This window comes from Bacillus cereus G9842 (assembly GCF_000021305.1).
Lineage (GTDB): Bacteria > Bacillota > Bacilli > Bacillales > Bacillaceae_G > Bacillus_A > Bacillus_A thuringiensis_S.
Genome location: NC_011772.1, coordinates 4,475,966 through 4,495,339, shown reverse-complemented (window position 1 = coordinate 4,495,339; position 19,374 = coordinate 4,475,966). Strand labels below are relative to the sequence as shown.

The window sequence follows — 19,374 nt, the reverse complement described above, 5'->3', positions numbered from 1 at the left end:
AAAATGGAAGCACGTTTAAAAGAGCTAAAGCAAAAAGCGTTAGAGCTTATTGAAGAAGCGAAAGAGCTAAAGGGCTTAAACGACGTACGCGTAGCGTATTTAGGAAAAAAAGGTCCAATTACAGAAGTATTACGCGGCATGGGAAAATTATCAGCAGAAGAGCGTCCACGTATGGGAGCATTAGTGAATGAAGTACGTGAAGCGATTCAAACGCGTCTAGAAGACAAAATTAGCAACTTAGAAAAAGCAGTAATTGAAGCGAAATTAGCTACGGAAACAATTGATGTTACATTACCAGGTCGTCCTGTTGAAACAGGTTGTCACCATCCGTTAACAGCTGTTGTTGAACAAATTGAAGATGTATTCATCGGTATGGGTTATGAAGTAGCTGAAGGAACAGAAGTAGAAAAAGACTACTACAACTTCGAAGCACTAAACTTACCGAAAGATCACCCAGCACGTGACATGCAAGATACATTCTACATTACAGAAGAAACGTTACTACGTACACATACATCTTCTGTGCAAGCACGTACGATGGAAAATAATAAAGAAAAAGGCCCAATCAAAATTATTTGTCCTGGTAAAGTGTATCGCCGCGATGATGATGATGCGACGCATTCACATCAGTTCATGCAAATTGAAGGCCTTGTAATTGATAAAAACATTCGTATGAGTGACTTAAAAGGTACACTGCAAGTATTCGTGAAAAAGATGTTCGGTGAAGATCGTGAAATCCGTCTTCGTCCAAGTTTCTTCCCATTCACAGAGCCATCTGTAGAGATGGATATTTCTTGTATGATGTGTCATGGCAAAGGTTGCGGCACTTGTAAAGGAACTGGCTGGATTGAAATTCTAGGCGCAGGTATGGTTCACCCGAACGTACTTGAAATGGCTGGTTATGATTCAAAAGAATATCAAGGTTTCGCATTCGGTATGGGCGCAGAGCGTATCGCAATGTTGAAATACGGCGTAGATGACATTCGTCATTTCTATACAAATGATGTACGTTTCTTACAACAATTCAAACGAGCGTAAGGGAAGGAGAGGATAAATATGTTCGTATCATATCGTTGGTTACAAGAGTATGTAGATATTAAAGATGTAACAGCACAAGAACTAGCAGACAAAATCACGAAAAGTGGTATTGAAGTAGAAGGCGTTGAAGTATTAAATAAAGGTGTAAAAGGTGTTGTAGTTGGTCACGTATTAGAATGTGAAAAACACCCAGAAGCTGATAAATTAAGCAAATGCTTAATCGATATCGGTGAAGAAGAGCCAGTTCAAATTATTTGTGGAGCTGCTAACATTGCAAAAGGTTTAAAAGTGCCAGTTGCAAAAGTTGGTGCTGTACTTCCTGGTAACTTCAAAATCAAAAAAGCAAAACTACGTGGTGAAGCTTCTCACGGTATGGTTTGTGCTCTTCAAGAGCTTGGCATTGATGGAAAGTTAGTTTCAAAAGAATATGCAGATGGTATCTTTATCTTCCCAAGTGACGCTGAAGTTGGTGCAGATGCACTTGAAATTTTAAACTTACACGATGAAGTACTTGAGCTTGGTTTAACACCAAACCGTGCAGATTGCTTAAACATGTTAGGTGTTGCATATGAAGTGGCTGCTATTTACGGCCGTGAAGTAAAACTTCCAGCTATCGACTTACAAGAAACAGCAGAAAAAACTTCTGATTACATTTCTGTAAGTGTAGAAGCGAAAGAAGAAAATCCATTATACATTGCAAAAATGGTGAAGAACGTAAAAATTGGTCCATCACCAATGTGGATGCAAACCCGTCTTATGGCAGCTGGCATTCGTCCAATTAGCAACGTAGTTGATATTACAAACTACATTTTAATGGAATACGGTCAACCGTTACATGCATTCGATTACGATAAATTAGGTTCAAAAGAAATCGTTGTTCGTCTTGCAAAAGAAGGCGAAAAAATTGAAACATTAGATGATCAAGAGCGTACATTACAAAGCCACCATCTTGTAATTACAAACGGAACAAAAGCTTTAGCTGTTGCTGGTGTAATGGGTGGGGCGGATTCTGAAGTTACAAATGAGACAGTAAACGTTCTAATTGAGTCTGCATACTTTGCAGGTCAAACAGTGCGCCACACATCAAAAGACTTAGGTCTTCGTAGTGAATCAAGTGCACGTTTTGAAAAAGGAATCGACCCAACACGTACATTTGAAGCAATTCAACACGCAGCTGCCTTAATGGCGAAATATGCTGGCGGTGAAGCACTTGAAGGTGTAGTAGAAGCTGATAACTTACAAGTACAAGAGCGTACAGTATCTGTTACTGCTGAAAAAGTAAACCGTGTATTAGGTACAAATATTTCTGCGAGTGAAATGGGTACAATGTTCGCGAACTTGAAATTTCCATTCACAGAAGTAGAAGGAACATTCCATGTAAATGTACCAGCACGTCGTCCTGATATTACAATTTCAGAAGACTTAGTAGAAGAAGTGGGCCGTCTATACGGTTATGACCACATTCCAGTTACATTACCTTCTGGAACGATGACTCGTGGTAAATTAACATCAGCACAAACGAAACGTCGTAAAGTACGTCGCTTCGTAGAGGGTGCTGGTTTATATGAAGCAATCACGTATTCATTAACGAGCGCTGACAAAGCGAAACAATACATGATTGAGCCAAACGAAAAGGCACCTGTAAACCTTGCACTTCCAATGAGTGAAGAGCGTAGCCAACTTCGTTTAAGCTTAGTGCCACAATTGCTAGAAGCAGTTTCATACAATGTTGCTCGTAAAAACGACAGCGTTGCTTTATACGAAGTAGGTTCTATCTTCTTACCAACAGAAGCAGGAGAACTTCCGAAAGAAGAACAACACCTTGCAGGTGTTATGACAGGTCTTGCTCTTCACCATGCATGGCAAGGTGAGAAGAAAGTAGTAGACTTCTTCGTTGTGAAAGGTGTACTAGAAGGACTATTCGACGTACTTGGCGTTTCAAAACAAATCACATATGCACCAGCGAAACGTGAAGGTATGCACCCAGGTCGTACAGCTGACATCGTATTAGATGGCGAAGTAATTGGTTTCATCGGTCAATTGCACCCAGGAGCAGAAAAACAATTAGATGTGAAAAATACATTCGTATTTGAACTATCTCTTGTAAAAATATTCGGTGCAGACGCTGAAGAAACTTACTACTCAGCAATTCCGCGTTTCCCATCTATGACACGTGACATGGCTGTTGTAGTAACAAAAGAAACAAAAGCTGGTGAAATGAAGCAAGTCATTGCTGAAGCTGGCGGAGAACTTTTGAAAGACGTAACACTATTCGACTTATACGAAGGTGAAAAAATGGAAGAAGGCAAGAAATCACTTGCATTCTCTATGACTTACTTCGATGCAGAACGTACGTTAACAGATGAAGAAGTAACAGAAGCGCATAACCGTGTATTAACAACGGTAGAAGAGAAATTTGGTGCGGAGTTACGTAAGTAATTAGAAAATTGCCGGATTCATTCCGGCAATTTTTTTATTGCACAATCGTCGACAGATGTCGGTAAGTCGATATATTACAAAAATCGCTTATATATTTTATGGCATCTTGCATCTTTCTCTCGAATGTAGTACATTAATTTTAGTTTAACAAAATGAAAGACGATGATAAGGAAAAGTAGTATATACTATAATCCAAAGCGAGTCAGGGGCGGTGAGAGCCTGATGAGGCGGTATATGTGAAGAACACCTTGGAGTTGCTAACCGAAATTGAATCTTGTATTCAAGAGTAGACTTAGACGGGAAGCCGGCCTGTTACAAACCGGGAAGTATGTATTACATACGAGTTAAAGTTGGTCTTTATGACAAATTGGGTGGTACCGCGAAGTTTAACCTTTCGTCCCTTTATGGATGAAAGGTTTTTTTGTATTTAAATATATCAGCAAAGGAGAATTTCACTATGGAAAACACATTAGTAAAAAGTCTGTATAGAGATACAGAAAAGTATGCAGGTCAAACAGTACAAGTATCAGGGTGGATTCGTAATTTACGTGATTCAAAAGCATTTGGTTTCATCGAATTAAACGACGGTAGCTTTTTCAAAAGCGTTCAAATCGTTTTCGATACAGAATTAGAGAACTTTAAAGAAATTGCAAAGCTTCCACTTAGCTCTTCAGTGAAAGTAGAAGGTAAAGTAATTGCAACGCCTGGAGCGAAGCAACCATTTGAAATTAAAGCAGAAAAAATTGATATCGAGGGCTTATCAGATTCTGATTACCCACTTCAAAAGAAGCGTCATACGTTTGAATACTTACGTACAATCGCTCACTTACGTCCAAGAACAAATGCATTCTCTGCAACGTTCCGCGTACGTTCTATCGCAGCATTTGCGATTCACCAGTTCTTCCAAGAGCGTGGATTCGTACATGTTCACACACCAATCATCACTGGTAGTGATACAGAAGGTGCTGGCGAAATGTTCCGCGTAACAACACAAGATTTAAACAACGTACCAAAAGGTGAAGACGGACAAGTTGATGAGTCAAAAGACTTCTTCGGTAAAGAAACAAACTTAACAGTAAGTGGACAGCTGAACGCTGAAGCGTATGCATTAGCATTCCGTGATGTATATACATTCGGACCTACATTCCGTGCAGAAAACTCAAACACAACTCGCCACGCTGCTGAGTTCTGGATGGTTGAGCCTGAGATTGCATTCGCTGAGTTAGGCGATGTAATGGATCTTACAGAAGATATGCTGAAATATGCAATGAAATATGTATTAGAGCATGCACCAGAAGAAATGGACTTCTTCAACAGCTTCGTTGATAAAACAGTTCTAGAGCGTATGAACAACGTGATTAACTCTGACTTCGGTCGCATCACATATACAGAAGCAATTAAAGTACTTCAAGAATCAGGTGCTGACTTCAAGTACCCAGTAGAATGGGGTATTGACTTACAAACAGAGCATGAAAGATACTTATCAGAAGAGATCTTCAAACGCCCTGTATTCGTAACTGACTACCCGAAAGACATTAAAGCGTTCTACATGCGTATGAATGAAGATGGAAAAACAGTAGCTGCTACTGACCTTCTAGTTCCTGGCATCGGCGAATTAATCGGCGGAAGTCAACGTGAAGAAAGAATGGACGTTTTAGTAGACAGAATTAAAGAATTAGGTATGAACGAAGAGGACTACTGGTGGTACTTAGAACTTAGAAAATACGGCGGTACAAAACACGCTGGATTCGGTCTAGGTTTCGAGCGCTTCCTAATGTACATCACTGGTATGGCTAACATCCGTGACGTAATTCCATTCCCAAGAACTCCAGGTTCTTCTGAGTTCTAAAATATGAAAAAAGCGAGAGGATTTCCTCTCGCTTTTTTGTTTGCATAGTTTATGACCCCGTAGCAAAAAGTAACGCGAAGGGGTGAGAATAAAATGAGTAAAAAAGTGAAAAAAGATCATTCAAGATCGAGCCTAGGTTCTCCGGAAGTAGAAGGACAAGGAACGACGACACATGAAACAGGTTCTCATAAGGTATCTTCATCTAATAAGAAGCAGAAACAAAGCTAACATAAAAAAGGAGAGTCTTAGGGGCTCTCCTTTTTATGTATTACATCTTGTTATCGTTAATCTCTTTTGTAATTTGATTTATGTCTTTGTCTAATCGATCTAAATAGAAAAACCATAGTAAACTCATGAACACGTGATAGATGGCCATAACGCTAAGGCTATCAGATATGTTTTCGAATGTGGATTTAGTAGTGAAGAAAGTGCCCCAAACAGTAGAAATAATGAAGTAAGAAAGTGGACCTACGAGATGTACGAAAACATATAATAACTTTTTCACTTTTACAGCGTTTATATAAATTCCCTCCTTTAAATTATTGAATGCAGGCTTTTCACTTAGTATCTGAATATTTTCTCTAATTTTGAACTGTCTTTCGTGTGGATCGCCTAGTAAAATATTTAGAATCATTTGTAGAAGTAGCAATGGGAATCTCCTCGTATGTTAGAATAATCTGTATATTGTAATTGTCACAAAACTATAAGGACAATAGTAGGGTGAAACAAAAAACAGGAGTTTGTAGGCTCCTGTTTTTGTCGATACTATTTTAATAAGCGAAACGCCTTCTCCGTATTAGCGAAATGCAGTTTCACAAACTCGGGTAATCGTTCTTTACCAAGCTTTTGAATTAATTTAGCTGCAGCAATATCAACTTGTTTACCAGCACCTTTTGGAAGTGGCATACCAGCTTTTTTGCTTAGTTCGTCAAACTGTTTTACGAATGAGTAGCGAGCTAAAATAGAAGCAGCGGCTACTGCTAAATGGACGCTTTCACCTTTCGTCGCGAAATAAACATTTTCACGCTGTACCTGTTTTTGTTTTGCTAAATATTTATAGTATGTATCAGGTTGTGTGAATTGATCGATTAAGACGCCTTCAGGTTTTGTAGGTGCCATTTTACCTAATAAGTTTGTAATAGCTTTATTATGTAGCAAGGCTTTTAGCTTACCTTGGTTGTTTCCTTTATCAAATAGCTCGTTATATTTTTCATTATGAAGGACAAGAGAGCTGTAAGGAACAACATGTAGAAGTTGTTTCGCAATGGCAGTAATTTGATCGTCATTTAAGTTTTTAGAGTCTTTTACACCAAGTTCTTTTAGTAGTGGAATTTGCTTTGCATCTACATATACAGCAACGACTGTCATCGGTCCAAAGAAATCTCCCGTACCAACTTCATCAGACCCTACAATAGACATTGTACTGATGGAAGCAGGCGGTGCATAACGATGTGAATCGACAGTTTTTTTTACAGCTGTTTTGGGTGTTTGAGAGACAGTTTGCCAACGAGAAGCTTCTGCTTCAGCGCGGCCTCCTTGGAACATTACTTTTCCAGATTTATACGCTGTAATCGTGCAAGATGGTACCTTTGCCATGAAGATCCCGCCTTGCGGAGTTTTCGGGCTAAGCGAATGTTTATATTGTTGTTTCATGTCTTCAATTACTGTAGAATTTGTTTGAATTACGATAGAATTTGACATAATGGTCGCCCCTTTTTTTATATTGTTATTTTTATCATATCGGATTGTTCTTTCTGTTTCCATATTATGAAGGTTCATGGTATGATAAACTTTAGGATTCTGTACGTGATTGGAGGCCGGTGAGTTGTCACAACAAAAGGGAAAGAAAAGTCGAATTAATGTAGAAATCTATGGTCAACAATATTCAGTTGTTGGCGATGAAAGTACAAGTCATATCCGCATGGTAGCAGCGATTGTGGATGATAAAATGCGCGAACTCAATGCCAAGAATCCTTCGCTTGACACGAGTAGACTAGCGGTATTGACGGCGGTAAACGTCATACACGATTACATAAAATTAAAAGAAGAACATGAGAAATTGAAAGAAAGTATGACAAAAAAAGGAATGGAATAACATGATTGATATTATTATCATTTTACTGCTTGTTATGGGATTTTTCCTCGGCTTACGCAGAGGGTTTATTCTGCAACTTGTAAAGTTAACAAGCTTTATTATCGCATACCTTGTTGCATACTGGTACTGTAAAGATTTAGCGCCAGCACTTGCGAAATTTATTCCGTATCCATTTGATAAAAACGTATCTGTTCCAGAATGGATTGATGCAAATAATATTGAGACAGTATTTTATCAAGCGCTTGCGTTTATCATATTGTTTATTATCACTAAAATTGCACTTTCATTACTTGGTAATTTGTTAAATATGTTTGCAGAAATACCGGTTTTAAAGCAAGTAAATGCGTTTGCGGGGGCAATCCTCGGATTTTTAGAAGTATATATTATTTTGTTTGTCTTAATTATCATTGGAAACATACTTCCGATTGAACAAGTACAAACACCATTACAAAAATCATCAATTAGCAAAATAATTGTAGACGATACACCGATTCTATCTGAAAAGGTGAAGGAACTATGGCAGACAGGTAGCAGAGTATAACTTCTCTTTTTTCGGAAAGAGAAGTTTTTTTCTATGAAAGAAAGGCGGGGCAATGATGAAAGTAAATAAAAAACAAGTTATCAAATTATTAGAGACAATCGGGCTTTTTATGGAACTAAAGGGTGCGAATCCATTTAAAATATCTGCATTTCGTAAAGCGGCAGCAGCATTAGAAAGTGACGATCGTAGTCTTTCTGAAATTGAAGATTTCACAAAGATTCCAGGCATCGGAAAAGGAACAGCAGCCGTTATTCAAGAATATATAGAATCGGGAACATCTGAAGTATTACAAGAACTTGAGAAAGAAGTACCAAGTAGCTTATTGCCGTTATTAAAACTACCAGGACTTGGTGGTAAGAAGGTAGCTAAGTTATATAAAGAACTTGGTGTTGTTGATATGGAATCGCTAAAAGCTGTTTGTGAGGAAAATAAAGTACAGGCTTTAGCAGGTTTCGGTAAGAAGACAGAAGAGAAAATATTAGAAGCAATCGATCAAGTAGGCTCTCGTCCAGAGCGTTTACCAATCGCGATGGTATTGCCTATTGCCGGGGAAATAGAGGAGAAATTGTCGAATATTGCTGAAGTAATTCGTTTCTCTCGCGCTGGTAGTTTGCGCCGCGCGAGAGAAACAGTGAAAGATTTAGATTTTATCATTGCAACCACAGAACCAGCAGCGGTACGTGAGCATTTACTACAATTCGATAATATGATTGAAGTAATCGCAAGTGGAGATACGAAAGTTTCGGTTCGTCTTCAATATGAATATGATATTTCAATCGATTTTCGTTTAGTAAAACCAGAAGAGTTTATTACAACTCTTCACCATTTCACAGGATCAAAAGACCATAACGTAAAAATGCGTCAAATCGCAAAAGATAAAGGCGAGAAAATTAGTGAGTACGGTGTAGAAAACTTGGAAACAGGTGAAGTGAAAACATTTGAGAATGAAGAAGACTTCTTCGCTCATTTCGGTCTGCCATTTATTCCGCCAGAAGTGCGTGAAGATGGAAAAGAAATTGAATTAATTAAAGAGTATCCGAACTTAATTCAGTTTTCCGATATACAAGGTGATTTACATATGCATACAACTTGGAGTGACGGTGCTTTTTCTATTGAAGAAATGGTACAAGCGTGCCGTGCTCGTGGATATAAGTTTATGGCGATTACTGATCACTCGCAATATTTGAAAGTAGCGAATGGTTTAACGAAAGAGCGTCTTCGTGAGCAAGCGAAAGAAATTGAACGTATGAATGAAAAGTATCCAGACATTACAATTTTACGCGGAATTGAAATGGACATTTTACCAGATGCCTCGCTTGATTTTGATGATGAAGTATTAGAAGAATTAGACTATGTCATTGGAGCGATCCACTCTAGCTTCTCACAAGACCGTGAAACGATTATGAAGCGTCTGCGTACTGCACTTGAGAATAAACATGTCACAATGATTGCTCATCCGACAGGACGTCTTCTCGGGCGCCGTGAGGGTTATGATGTAGATACAGATTTATTAATTCAACTCGCAAAAGAGACAAATACAGTTTTAGAATTAAATGCGAATCCGAACCGTCTAGATTTAAGCGCGAAATTATTAAAACAAGCACAAGATGCTGGTGTAAAAGTAGCGATTAATACGGATGCTCATACACTTGAAATGTTAGAAGATATGGAAACAGGTGTAGGTGCAGCACGTAAAGGTTGGATTCAAAAAGATAACGTGATTAACACGTGGGATATTGAACGTTTATTAGACTATATTAAACGTAATAAGTAACACAAGGGGGACCTGCAACATGTTAGAAAGAACGTTGCGTGTATTAGAATACAATAAAGTAAAAGAACAATTACTTGAACATACAGCCTCTTCACTTGGCCGTGATAAAGTGAAGCATTTAGTGCCGAGCACTGATTTTGAAGAAATTGTAGAAATGCAAGATACAACGGATGAAGCAGCGAAAGTCATTCGTTTAAAAGGTAGTGCACCATTAGGTGGCATTACGGATATTCGTTCAAATGTGAAGCGTGCAAAGATTGGAAGCATGTTAAGCCCGAATGAACTACTTGATATTGCGAATACGATGTATGGTAGTCGCAATATGAAACGTTTCATTGAAGATATGGTTGATAACGGTGTCGAGCTTCCGATTTTAGAAACTCATGTCGCTCAAATTGTATCTTTATATGATTTAGAAAAGAAAATTACAAATTGCATCGGTGATGGCGGTGAAGTAGTCGATAGCGCGAGTGATAAACTGCGTGGTATTCGTACTCAAATTCGTACTGCGGAAAGTCGTATTCGTGAAAAGTTAGAAAATATGACGCGTTCTTCAAACGCGCAAAAGATGCTGTCTGACTCGATTGTAACGATTCGTAACGAACGTTACGTAATCCCAGTAAAACAAGAATACCGCGGCGTATATGGTGGTATTGTTCACGATCAATCTGCTTCTGGACAAACGTTATTTATTGAACCGCAAGTCATTGTAGAATTAAATAATGCACTACAAGAAGCACGAGTGAAAGAAAAACAAGAAATTGAACGTATATTATTAATGTTAACAGAAGAAGTGGCAGTAGAAGCCGATATCGTTTTATCAAACGTAGAAGTAGTTGCAAATCTTGATTTCATCTTTGCGAAAGCTTTTTATGCGAAGCGAATTAAAGCAACGAAACCAATCGTAAATAACGAGCGTTATATGGATTTAAGACAAGCTCGTCATCCGCTAATCGATCCAGAAATTATTGTGCCAAATAACATTATGCTAGGTAAAGATTTCACGACAATTGTTATTACAGGACCGAATACAGGTGGTAAAACAGTTACGCTGAAAACAGTTGGTATTTGTGTATTAATGGCGCAATCTGGTCTTCACATTCCAGTAATGGATGAGTCAGAGATTTGTGTATTTAAAAACATCTTTGCTGATATTGGTGATGAGCAGTCGATTGAACAAAGCTTAAGTACGTTCTCCTCACATATGGTGAACATTGTAGATATTTTAGAAAAAGCTGATTTTGAAAGCTTAGTTTTATTTGATGAATTAGGTGCTGGAACAGACCCGCAAGAAGGTGCTGCACTAGCAATTTCGATTTTAGATGAAGTATGTAACCGCGGTGCTCGTGTTGTTGCTACGACGCATTACCCAGAATTAAAAGCATACGGATACAACCGTGAGCAAGTTATTAATGCGAGTGTTGAGTTTGATGTAAATACATTAAGTCCAACTTATAAATTATTAATCGGTGTACCAGGTCGCAGTAACGCCTTTGAAATTTCAAAGCGCCTTGGATTATCTGATCGCGTTATTGATCAAGCACGTAACCACATTAGTACAGATACAAATAAAATTGAAAATATGATTGCGAAGTTAGAAGAAAGCCAGAAGAACGCAGAGCGTGACTGGAACGAAGCAGAGGCACTTCGCAAACAATCTGAGAAACTTCATCGTGAGTTGCAACGTCAAATTATTGAGTTTAACGATGAGCGTGATGAAAAATTATTAAAAGCGCAAAAAGAAGGGGAAGAAAAAGTCGAAGCTGCGAAGAAAGAAGCAGAAGGCATTATTCAAGAACTTCGTCAATTGCGTAAAGCACAGCTTGTAAATGTGAAAGATCATGAGCTTATTGAAGCGAAGAGCCGTCTAGAAGGAACAGCGCCAGAGCTTGTGAAGAAACAAAAAGTAAACGTGAAAAATACTGCGCCGAAGCAACAGTTACGTGCAGGCGATGAAGTAAAAGTATTAACGTTCGGTCAAAAAGGTCAATTACTTGAAAAGGTAAGTGATACAGAGTGGAGCGTACAAATCGGTATTCTGAAGATGAAAGTAAAAGAATCTAACATGGAATACATTAACACACCGAAACAAACAGAGAAAAAAGCAGTCGCAAGTGTGAAGGGTAGAGATTATCACGTGTCGTTAGAGCTTGACCTTCGCGGTGAACGTTATGAAGATGCAATGATGCGCGTTGAAAAATATTTAGACGATGCACAGCTTGCAAGCTATCCCCGTGTATCAATCATTCACGGTAAAGGAACAGGAGCGCTTCGCCAAGGTGTACAAGATTACTTGAAGAAGCACCGCGGCGTGAAGAATTACCGTTACGGTGACATGGGCGAGGGAGGCCTAGGCGTAACAGTTGTCGAATTAAAATAGCAAACAACGAAACAAAGGGGAAACCATTATATGTTTATGGACAAACTTGCAAAAGTATTGTTAGCTTGTTGTGGAATATTTTTGGTGATTGGGGTTATTTATTTAGTTGTTTTTGCGAATTGAAAAAGCGTCAATCGTGGCATAATGATATTGCCATAGATTGACGCTTTTAATATATGTGAAAAGGAATAAAACATGAAAATCAACCAATACATAAGCGAAGCAAAATCCTGCTCAAGACGTGAAACAGATCGCCTCATTAAAGCTGGACGCGTGGCTATTAACGGCGAAATATGTACGCACGGTGCACTCGTGAGCGATGGTGATGTAGTAACGATTGATGGGCAGGTTATTGCAAAAGAAGAGAAAGAGAAGGTGTATATAGCCTTTCATAAGCCGGTCGGAATTACTTGTACAGCAGCCGAGCATATTGAAGATAATATTATTGATTATATCAATTATCCAGAGCGAATCTTTCCAGTTGGGCGATTAGATAAAGCATCAGAAGGACTTATCTTATTAACGAATGACGGTACGATTGCGAATCAAATTTTACATGGTGATCATGAGCATGAGAAAGAATATGTTGTCACAGTCGATAAACCTTTTACGGACTGGTTTATTAATGAGATGTCCAGCGGTGTAAAGATTAAAGATGGTATGACGAAGCCGTGTAAAGTGACGAGAGTCGATCAATCAACATTTCGTATCATTTTAACGCAAGGGATGAACAGGCAAATTCGTAGAATGAGCCGTGCTTTCGGGTTTACTGTAATAAAGCTAAAGCGAGTACGCATTATGAATATAGAGCTAAATGAGCTTGAAGTAGGAAAGTGGAGGAGCGTTACATCGGAGGAATTAGACATTCTAATAGATCAGTTATAGGGAGGAAAAGTTTTCTCCCAATATTTTTTTGTCAGAAAAAATAAAACTATTGATTTTTTAAAAAATAGCCCATATAATAAAAAACAACAAGTTTCGACAAGATATTTTATAAAAGTAATGATGAGGACATGAGTTGTATTTTACGATTCTCAGAGAGGGGAGCCTTAGGCTGTGAGCTTCCTAATACGAAAAGACAAGCTTACCACCTCTAAACTTCAAGAGTGAACTGCATGCATGATGCATTGTAATTCTTGGCGGATAAAACCGTTATCAATTTACACGAGCTATAAAATGAGCTTATTTCGTTATAAATTCATTTTATTAGAATAAGGGTGGAACCACGATTTCAACACTCGTCCCTTTGTTAGGGACGGGTGTTTTTTGCGTTCTTTTACGGGGAAGTGTGCTTGAAAGAGGATATGTGACGGATTATTTTTCAGAATATTTTGTCAATTAATTATTTTAGGGGGTTAGTAGAAATGAAATCATCTTTAAAGTTTTCAGAGATGTTTGCAATAAGTTTAATGTTATTTGCACTGTTTTTTGGTGCAGGTAATATGATTTTTCCACCAGCGTTAGGGCAAGGTGCTGGAACGGACGTATGGATCGCGCTGTTTGGTTTTATTGTAACAGGCGTTGGACTACCTTTATTAGGCGTAATTGTTATAGCTTTAAAGGGAGATATTAATGAGCTAGCAGGACGTGTACATCCTATATTCGCACTTGTTTTTATCACTGCCATTTATTTATGTTTAGGCGTATTCGTAAGTGTGCCGCGTACAGGAACAGTAGCTTATGAGATGAGTGTTGCACCGTTTTTACCAAGTGAGATAGCAGGTCAGTCATATCCACTTGTTATCTTTACACTTATTTTCTTTGCAGTAACTTTCTATTTAGCTTTAAATCCTTCGAAATTAGTGGGGCGTATTGGTAAAGTGCTAACTCCAATATTATTAGCTGTTATTGCAATTATCGTAGGTAAAGCACTTATTACACCAATTGGAGAATTTGGTGCACCGACAGAAGTGTATAGTGCTCCTCTCTTCAAAGGATTTATTGATGGATATTTAACTTTAGATGGACTTGCAGCACTTGTATTCGGAAATGTTGTAATTCATGCGTTAAAAGAAAAAGGCATTACAAATAAAAATAGTATTGCAAAAGTAACAATCTTTGCAGGATTTATTGCAGCGCTTGGTCTACTACTTGTGTATTTAGCGCTTGCTTATCTTGGAGCTTCTAGTGTGTCACTTGGAATGGGCGCAAACGGAGGAATTATTTTAACAAATGTGGTGAATCATTTATTTGGCAGTTACGGAACTTTATTACTAGGGATCGCAATTACAGCAGCGTGTTTAACAACTTCTGTAGGTATTGTTGCAGCTTGTGGTGATTACTTCTCTTCCTTATTACCAAAGCTTTCTTATCAAAAAGTCGTTTTCATTTTCTGTGTATTAGCATTTATGGTAGCAAATCTTGGGTTAACTCAGTTAAATGCATTAGCATTACCAATCTTAATCGCTATCTATCCAATTGGAATCGTACTTATCGTATTATCACTTGTTGAAAACTACGTTCGTCTTCCATTAGCGATGTATGTGGGGGGGATTGTAGGAGCATTTGCAATCAGTTTCTTTGATGGATTACACAATGCAAACCTTCAAATTGCAGCGCTAGCACCTATTTTAGATAAGATTCCATTATATAGTGTAGGAATTGGTTGGTTAGTTCCAGGCATAATCGGTATAGGATTTGGTTATATAGTTTCTAAGTTTCAAAAGCAGGAAATTGCTGTAGAAAAATAGAGAAAAGAGGCTTTCTATAATAGAAAGTCTCTTTTTTTGTAGAAAAAGCCATATATAGAGAAATTCAGATATTAAAAATTTTATACGTAATATAGTTGACAAAAAATTTATGAGTAGGCTAAGATTGACTTAGTTGTGGAAATATTGGAAGGGAAGTGAGGGATAAGGGGTTTCTATAACTATAGTGTTGTTATGGGAAGAGGTGAAAGAAGAGGCGAAGAGATAGTTTATTTTTTTTGATTTATATTGAGAATGATAATCAATAAAAAAGTTTTATAATTTTTTCTCAGTTTCTATGCCTTTGTATAAGGAATAGGGTGAGATATTATTTTTAATATTCAATGAGAATGATAATCAATAATACTTATGTTACATAAAAGAATGCTAATTAAATAATAGGTAAAAGAGATTATTTTTTTCTTATAAATTGAGAATAATTATCATTTTCAAAAAAGTGAAATGAAAGATGACCAAGGAGGAAACAAGAAAAATGAAAAAGGTTTCTGTATTACCCGCTTTTATTATAACGTTCGTATGTATGCTAGCTTTTCTTGTAATGCCATACGGAAATGCTTCAGCAAAACTAGCTGATGGTACTTACGATATTAATTACGTAATTCAAAAAGCGGAAAATGATTCAGCTTCAATGGCAAATGACTATTTTGAAAAGCCAGCAAAATTAGTAGTGAAAAACGGTGAGATGAGAGTACAAGTTCCGATGAATCATAGTGCTTGGATTACAGAATTTAAAGCACCAGAGAACGGGGATTTTGTTGATGCGAAAGTTGTTAGTAAAGATGAATCGGCAGATAAAAGAACAGTAGAGTTTAAAGTAGATGATTTATCCAAACCGGCAGCTGTAAAAATTCATGTTGTTGTACCAAATGCAAACTATGACCACCACTACACAATTCGTTTTGCTTTTGATGCAAATGTAAAAGCTGTAGGTGGCGATAACGGCATAGCTGCTACTACAAAAAATAATGATCAAGCGAAAACAGATACACAAGTAAAAGAAGAGAAAACAAAAGTAGAGAGTAAGGAAACAGCTAAAGAAGTGAACAAAGAAACAAAAAATGAAAATGGAAAAGCTGAAAAAACAGATAATCCAAAAACAGGCGATGAAGCACGTATTGGATTGTTTGCAGCGTTAATTCTTATTTCAGGTGCTTTCTTAATTCGTAAAGTGAAGTTGAGTAAATAAATCTTTTGAAGGGTGATGAATATATGTTTAAACAATTTAAAATGATTATTGCCGTATTTGCTGTTTTATTTACGTTTATCGCAACACTAGGTTTACAAGATGCAAAGGCTGCTACAAAACTAGCTGATGGAAAATATAATATTGCTTTTACTGTATGGAAAGGCGATAAAGATGAATCGTCTAGAATGAATAGTTATTTTGAAAGCCCAGCAACATTAACAGTTAAAAATGGAAAACAATATGTTTCATTTAAAGTGAAAGATAGTGCTTCTATTAAAAGTTTCCAAGTAGAAAAAGATGGTCAATTTGTAGAAACAACCGTGTTAAGTGAAAACAAAAAAGATAATACTAGAGTTGTAGAATTTGAAGTTGCTGACTTGTCAAAAAAACTAAATGGCAAGGTGAAAATTAATATTCCAATTATTAATTATAATGCTTCGTATGATATTCGCTTTGTATTTGATGGGAATAGTATTAAATAATTTTCAAAAGGGAGAGTCGTTCCATTGAACAGGTATACAAAAATTATTGTTGCTATGTTTTTAATGATATTTACATTCGTATCAACATTACAACCACTTGCAGTTCAAGCAGCTACCAAGTTGGCTGACGGTGAATATTCAATTGGCTTCAAAGTTTTAAAAGATACATCAGATGAAGAATCAATGATGAATCAATATTCAGTAAGCCCGGGAACTTTAAAAGTGAAGGATGGGAAAAAGAAAGTATCCTTTACATTAACAAATAGTTCATGGATTACGAAGTTTGAAACAGAAAAAGCAGGTAAGCTAGTTGCGACAAATGTAATTAGTGAAGATAAAGAAAAAGATACAAGAGTAGTAGAATTTGATGTAGAAGATGTAGAGAAGGTATTAAATGCAAAAGTAAAAGTAGATATTGATTTTTTAAATTATCATCATGAGTACGACGTTCGTATTGCATTTGATCAAAATAGCATTACACCAATTCATGTAGAAAAACCAAATGAAAAAGAGGACCCAGCTAATAAGCCAGATCCAAATGAAACTACCGATCCAGGTCAGAAGCCCGACCAAAAGCCTGACCCAGATCAACAACCAAATTCTAACACAATTACAGATGGTGCGTACAGCATTCCATTTAAAGTATTAAAAGATCAAACAGATGAAGAATCTAAGATGAATACTTACATGGTAAATCCAGGAGTATTAAAAGTAGAAAACGGTAAGAAAAAAGCAATTGTAACACTAAAAAGCAGCTCATTAATTAAAAATTTCCAAACGGAAAAAGATGGCGCATTTGTTGATGCAAAAGTAGTGAGTGAGGATAAGGAAAAAGATACAAGAGTAGTAGAGTTTGAAGTAAACGATTTATCTAAAAAACTAAATACAAAAGTATTTATCGAAATGGCATCAAGAAATTATAAGCAAACGCATGATGTACAACTTTTATTTGAACAAGATAAACTTGAACAAATTAAAAATGAAGAGAAACAACCAGAAGTAGAAAAACCAGAAGTAGAAAAACCAGAAGTAGAAAAACCAGAAGTAGAAAAACCAGAAGTAGAAAAACCAGAAGTAGAAAAACCAGATGAAAATAAAAAACCAGATGCTGAAACAATTAAAGATGGTGAATACAGCATCAATTTTAAAGCGTTAAAAGATCAAACAGACGAAATTTCAATGATGAACACATATACAAAAAGTCCAGGTGTGCTAAAAGTAAAAGATGGTAAGAAGTATGTATCATTTACGTTAACGAACAGTTCTTGGATTACAAAATTTGAATTTGAGAAAAATGGTTCGTTTGTTGATGCAAATGTAATAAGTGAAGATAAAAAAGCTGATACACGCGTAGTGGAAGTAGAAGTGCCAGATTTATCGAAAAAGTTAAATGCAAAAGTAAAAGTAGATATCGATTCAATGAATTATCACCATTTTTACGATATTCAATTTGCATTTGATAAAGGTAGCATTAAGCCGTTAGATAACCAAGGTGGAAACGACAATCAAGGCGGAAACAACAACCAAGGTGGAAATAACAACCAAGGCGGAAACAACAACCAAGGTGGAAACGACAATCAAGGCGGAAATAACAACCAAGGCGGAAACGACAATCAAGGTGGAAACAATAACCAAGATAATAACACAACAATTGATCCAAAAGCTCTTAAAGATGGTGAATACAGCATTGGCTTTAAAGTGTTAAAAGATCAAACAGATGAAATCTCAATGATGAACACATACACAAAAAGCCCAGGTGTATTAAAAGTAAAAGATGGTAAGAAATACGTATCGTTTACATTAACAAATAGTACATGGATTACGAAATTTGAATTTGAGAAGAATGGTTCTTTCGTTAATGCAAAAGTGTTAAGTGAAAATAAAGAACAAAATACAAGAGTAGTAGAAGTAGAAGTAAACGATTTGTCTAAAAAATTAAATGCAAAAGTAAAAGTAGATATTGATTCAATGAATTATCACCATTTCTACGATGTTCAATTTGTATTTGATCAAGACAGTATTAAAGCTTTAGGGAACCAAGGTGGAAACGACAACCAAGGCGGAAACGACAACCAAGGCGGAAACGACAACCAAGGCGGAAACGACAACCAAGGTGGAAACGACAACCAAGGTGGAAACAACAACCAAGGTGGAAACAACAACCAAGGTGGAAACAACAACCAAGGTGGAAATAATAACCCGAGAGTAATAGTTGATCCGAAAAATTTAGTAGATGGCCAATATGATATTACATTTAAAGTATTAAAAGATAAAACAGATGAAATTTCAAAGATGCATGACTATGTTGTAAATCCAGCGAAATTAATCGTAAAAGATGGTAAAAAATACATTGAGATGACGCTGAAAAATAGTGCGTGGATTACGAAATTCCAAACGGAAAACAAGGAACTATTCGCTGATGCGAAAGTAGTAAGCGAAGATAAAAATGCAAATACGCGAGTAGTACAGTTTGAAGTAGAAGATCTATTTAAAAAATTAAACGCAAAAGTAAAGGTAGACATCGATGAGATGAACTATCATCATTTCTACGATGTACAAATTCAATTTGATACAAATAATATCGGCGCGTTAGGAACTATTAAAGAGGAACCGAAGAATGAACCGGAAAATCCAGTGACTACACCGAAAGTAGATAATGTAAAAACAGTAGGTACTCCTGATTTTAACCGAAATGCAGATGGTCAGAAGAAAAAAGAAGATACAAAAAATGATTCAAAAAAAGAGAAAAACTCAAAAACTGCAGATACAGCACAACTTGGTTTATATATGGTGTTACTGCTAGGTTCACTTGCTTTACTAGTTCGTAAATATAGAGCAGGTAGATTGTAATTTTTGGAGTCTTGATGCATGTTCGCGTGCAT

At 36.8% G+C, this 19,374-nt stretch carries 15 protein-coding genes and 2 other annotated features; of the genes, 13 read left to right on the top strand and 2 right to left on the bottom strand.

Annotated features, from left to right (window positions below; translation table 11 throughout):
- Nucleotides 1–3 precede the first annotated feature (3 nt).
- The 4 genes from pheS to BCG9842_RS22615 all read left to right on the top strand — a co-directional run bounded on the left by pheS (nucleotide 4) and on the right by BCG9842_RS22615 (nucleotide 5,554).
- Entirely contained in the window at nucleotides 4–1,038 is a 1,035-nt protein-coding gene (pheS, locus tag BCG9842_RS22630; RefSeq protein WP_000388222.1) for a phenylalanine--tRNA ligase subunit alpha, read from the top strand.
- A gap of 18 nt (nucleotides 1,039–1,056) precedes the next feature.
- Nucleotides 1,057–3,477 (top strand): phenylalanine--tRNA ligase subunit beta, encoded by a 2,421-nt coding sequence (gene pheT, locus BCG9842_RS22625; RefSeq protein WP_000498177.1) that lies wholly within the window; start codon nucleotides 1,057–1,059, stop codon nucleotides 3,475–3,477.
- Nucleotides 3,478–3,630: 153 nt separating this feature from the next.
- Nucleotides 3,631–3,882 (top strand) — a binding site (T-box leader).
- A gap of 52 nt (nucleotides 3,883–3,934) precedes the next feature.
- Nucleotides 3,935–5,326, top strand: a complete 1,392-nt coding sequence (gene asnS, locus BCG9842_RS22620) for an asparagine--tRNA ligase (protein WP_000432189.1) — start codon at nucleotides 3,935–3,937, stop codon at nucleotides 5,324–5,326.
- 93 nt (nucleotides 5,327–5,419) lie between these two features.
- Complete coding sequence (locus tag BCG9842_RS22615) at nucleotides 5,420–5,554, top strand: YuzL family protein (RefSeq protein ID WP_000039593.1); 135 nt, start codon at nucleotides 5,420–5,422, stop codon at nucleotides 5,552–5,554.
- A gap of 40 nt (nucleotides 5,555–5,594) precedes the next feature.
- On the opposite strand, the gene BCG9842_RS22610 is transcribed toward BCG9842_RS22615, so the two are convergent.
- Together BCG9842_RS22610 and rnhC are read right to left on the bottom strand one after the other, a co-directional pair.
- On the bottom strand, nucleotides 5,595–5,846 hold the full coding sequence (locus tag BCG9842_RS22610) for a hypothetical protein (protein ID WP_025989090.1): 252 nt from the start codon (nucleotides 5,844–5,846) through the stop codon (nucleotides 5,595–5,597).
- 245 nt (nucleotides 5,847–6,091) lie between these two features.
- Nucleotides 6,092–7,027, bottom strand: a complete 936-nt coding sequence (gene rnhC / locus BCG9842_RS22605) for a ribonuclease HIII (RefSeq protein ID WP_000071595.1) — start codon at nucleotides 7,025–7,027, stop codon at nucleotides 6,092–6,094.
- A 124-nt stretch (nucleotides 7,028–7,151) separates the two neighbouring features.
- Between rnhC and zapA the strand changes: the two genes are divergently transcribed.
- The 9 genes from zapA (at nucleotide 7,152) to BCG9842_RS22560 (ending at nucleotide 19,342) form a co-directional block, all read left to right on the top strand.
- Nucleotides 7,152–7,421, top strand: coding sequence for a cell division protein ZapA (gene zapA, locus BCG9842_RS22600; RefSeq protein WP_000082701.1), 270 nt, complete (start codon nucleotides 7,152–7,154; stop codon nucleotides 7,419–7,421).
- A gap of 1 nt (nucleotide 7,422) precedes the next feature.
- Nucleotides 7,423–7,962, top strand: coding sequence for a CvpA family protein (locus tag BCG9842_RS22595; protein ID WP_000565409.1), 540 nt, complete (start codon nucleotides 7,423–7,425; stop codon nucleotides 7,960–7,962).
- Nucleotides 7,963–8,017: 55 nt separating this feature from the next.
- Nucleotides 8,018–9,736: a DNA polymerase/3'-5' exonuclease PolX gene (polX, locus tag BCG9842_RS22590; RefSeq protein ID WP_000867524.1), complete on the top strand. Its 1,719-nt coding sequence runs from the start codon at nucleotides 8,018–8,020 to the stop codon at nucleotides 9,734–9,736.
- A 19-nt stretch (nucleotides 9,737–9,755) separates the two neighbouring features.
- On the top strand, nucleotides 9,756–12,116 hold the full coding sequence (locus BCG9842_RS22585) for an endonuclease MutS2 (protein WP_000893725.1): 2,361 nt from the start codon (nucleotides 9,756–9,758) through the stop codon (nucleotides 12,114–12,116).
- Between the two features lie 195 nt (nucleotides 12,117–12,311).
- Complete coding sequence (locus tag BCG9842_RS22580; protein WP_000700743.1) at nucleotides 12,312–13,001, top strand: 23S rRNA pseudouridine(2604) synthase RluF; 690 nt, start codon at nucleotides 12,312–12,314, stop codon at nucleotides 12,999–13,001.
- Between the two features lie 108 nt (nucleotides 13,002–13,109).
- Nucleotides 13,110–13,365: a binding site (T-box leader), on the top strand.
- A 115-nt stretch (nucleotides 13,366–13,480) separates the two neighbouring features.
- On the top strand, nucleotides 13,481–14,806 hold the full coding sequence (gene brnQ6, locus BCG9842_RS22575) for a branched-chain amino acid transport system II carrier protein BrnQ6 (RefSeq protein WP_000842652.1): 1,326 nt from the start codon (nucleotides 13,481–13,483) through the stop codon (nucleotides 14,804–14,806).
- Between the two features lie 490 nt (nucleotides 14,807–15,296).
- The gene (gene isdC / locus BCG9842_RS22570) at nucleotides 15,297–16,010 is read left to right on the top strand and encodes a heme uptake protein IsdC (protein WP_000757956.1); all 714 of its coding nucleotides are present in this window, start codon (nucleotides 15,297–15,299) and stop codon (nucleotides 16,008–16,010) included.
- 23 nt (nucleotides 16,011–16,033) lie between these two features.
- Nucleotides 16,034–16,492 carry an NEAT domain-containing protein gene (locus tag BCG9842_RS22565; protein WP_000476164.1) on the top strand — a complete coding sequence of 153 codons (459 nt, stop codon included), beginning with the start codon at nucleotides 16,034–16,036 and terminating at the stop codon, nucleotides 16,490–16,492.
- A 24-nt stretch (nucleotides 16,493–16,516) separates the two neighbouring features.
- On the top strand, nucleotides 16,517–19,342 hold the full coding sequence (locus BCG9842_RS22560; RefSeq protein WP_001083201.1) for an NEAT domain-containing protein: 2,826 nt from the start codon (nucleotides 16,517–16,519) through the stop codon (nucleotides 19,340–19,342).
- Nucleotides 19,343–19,374 lie beyond the last annotated feature (32 nt).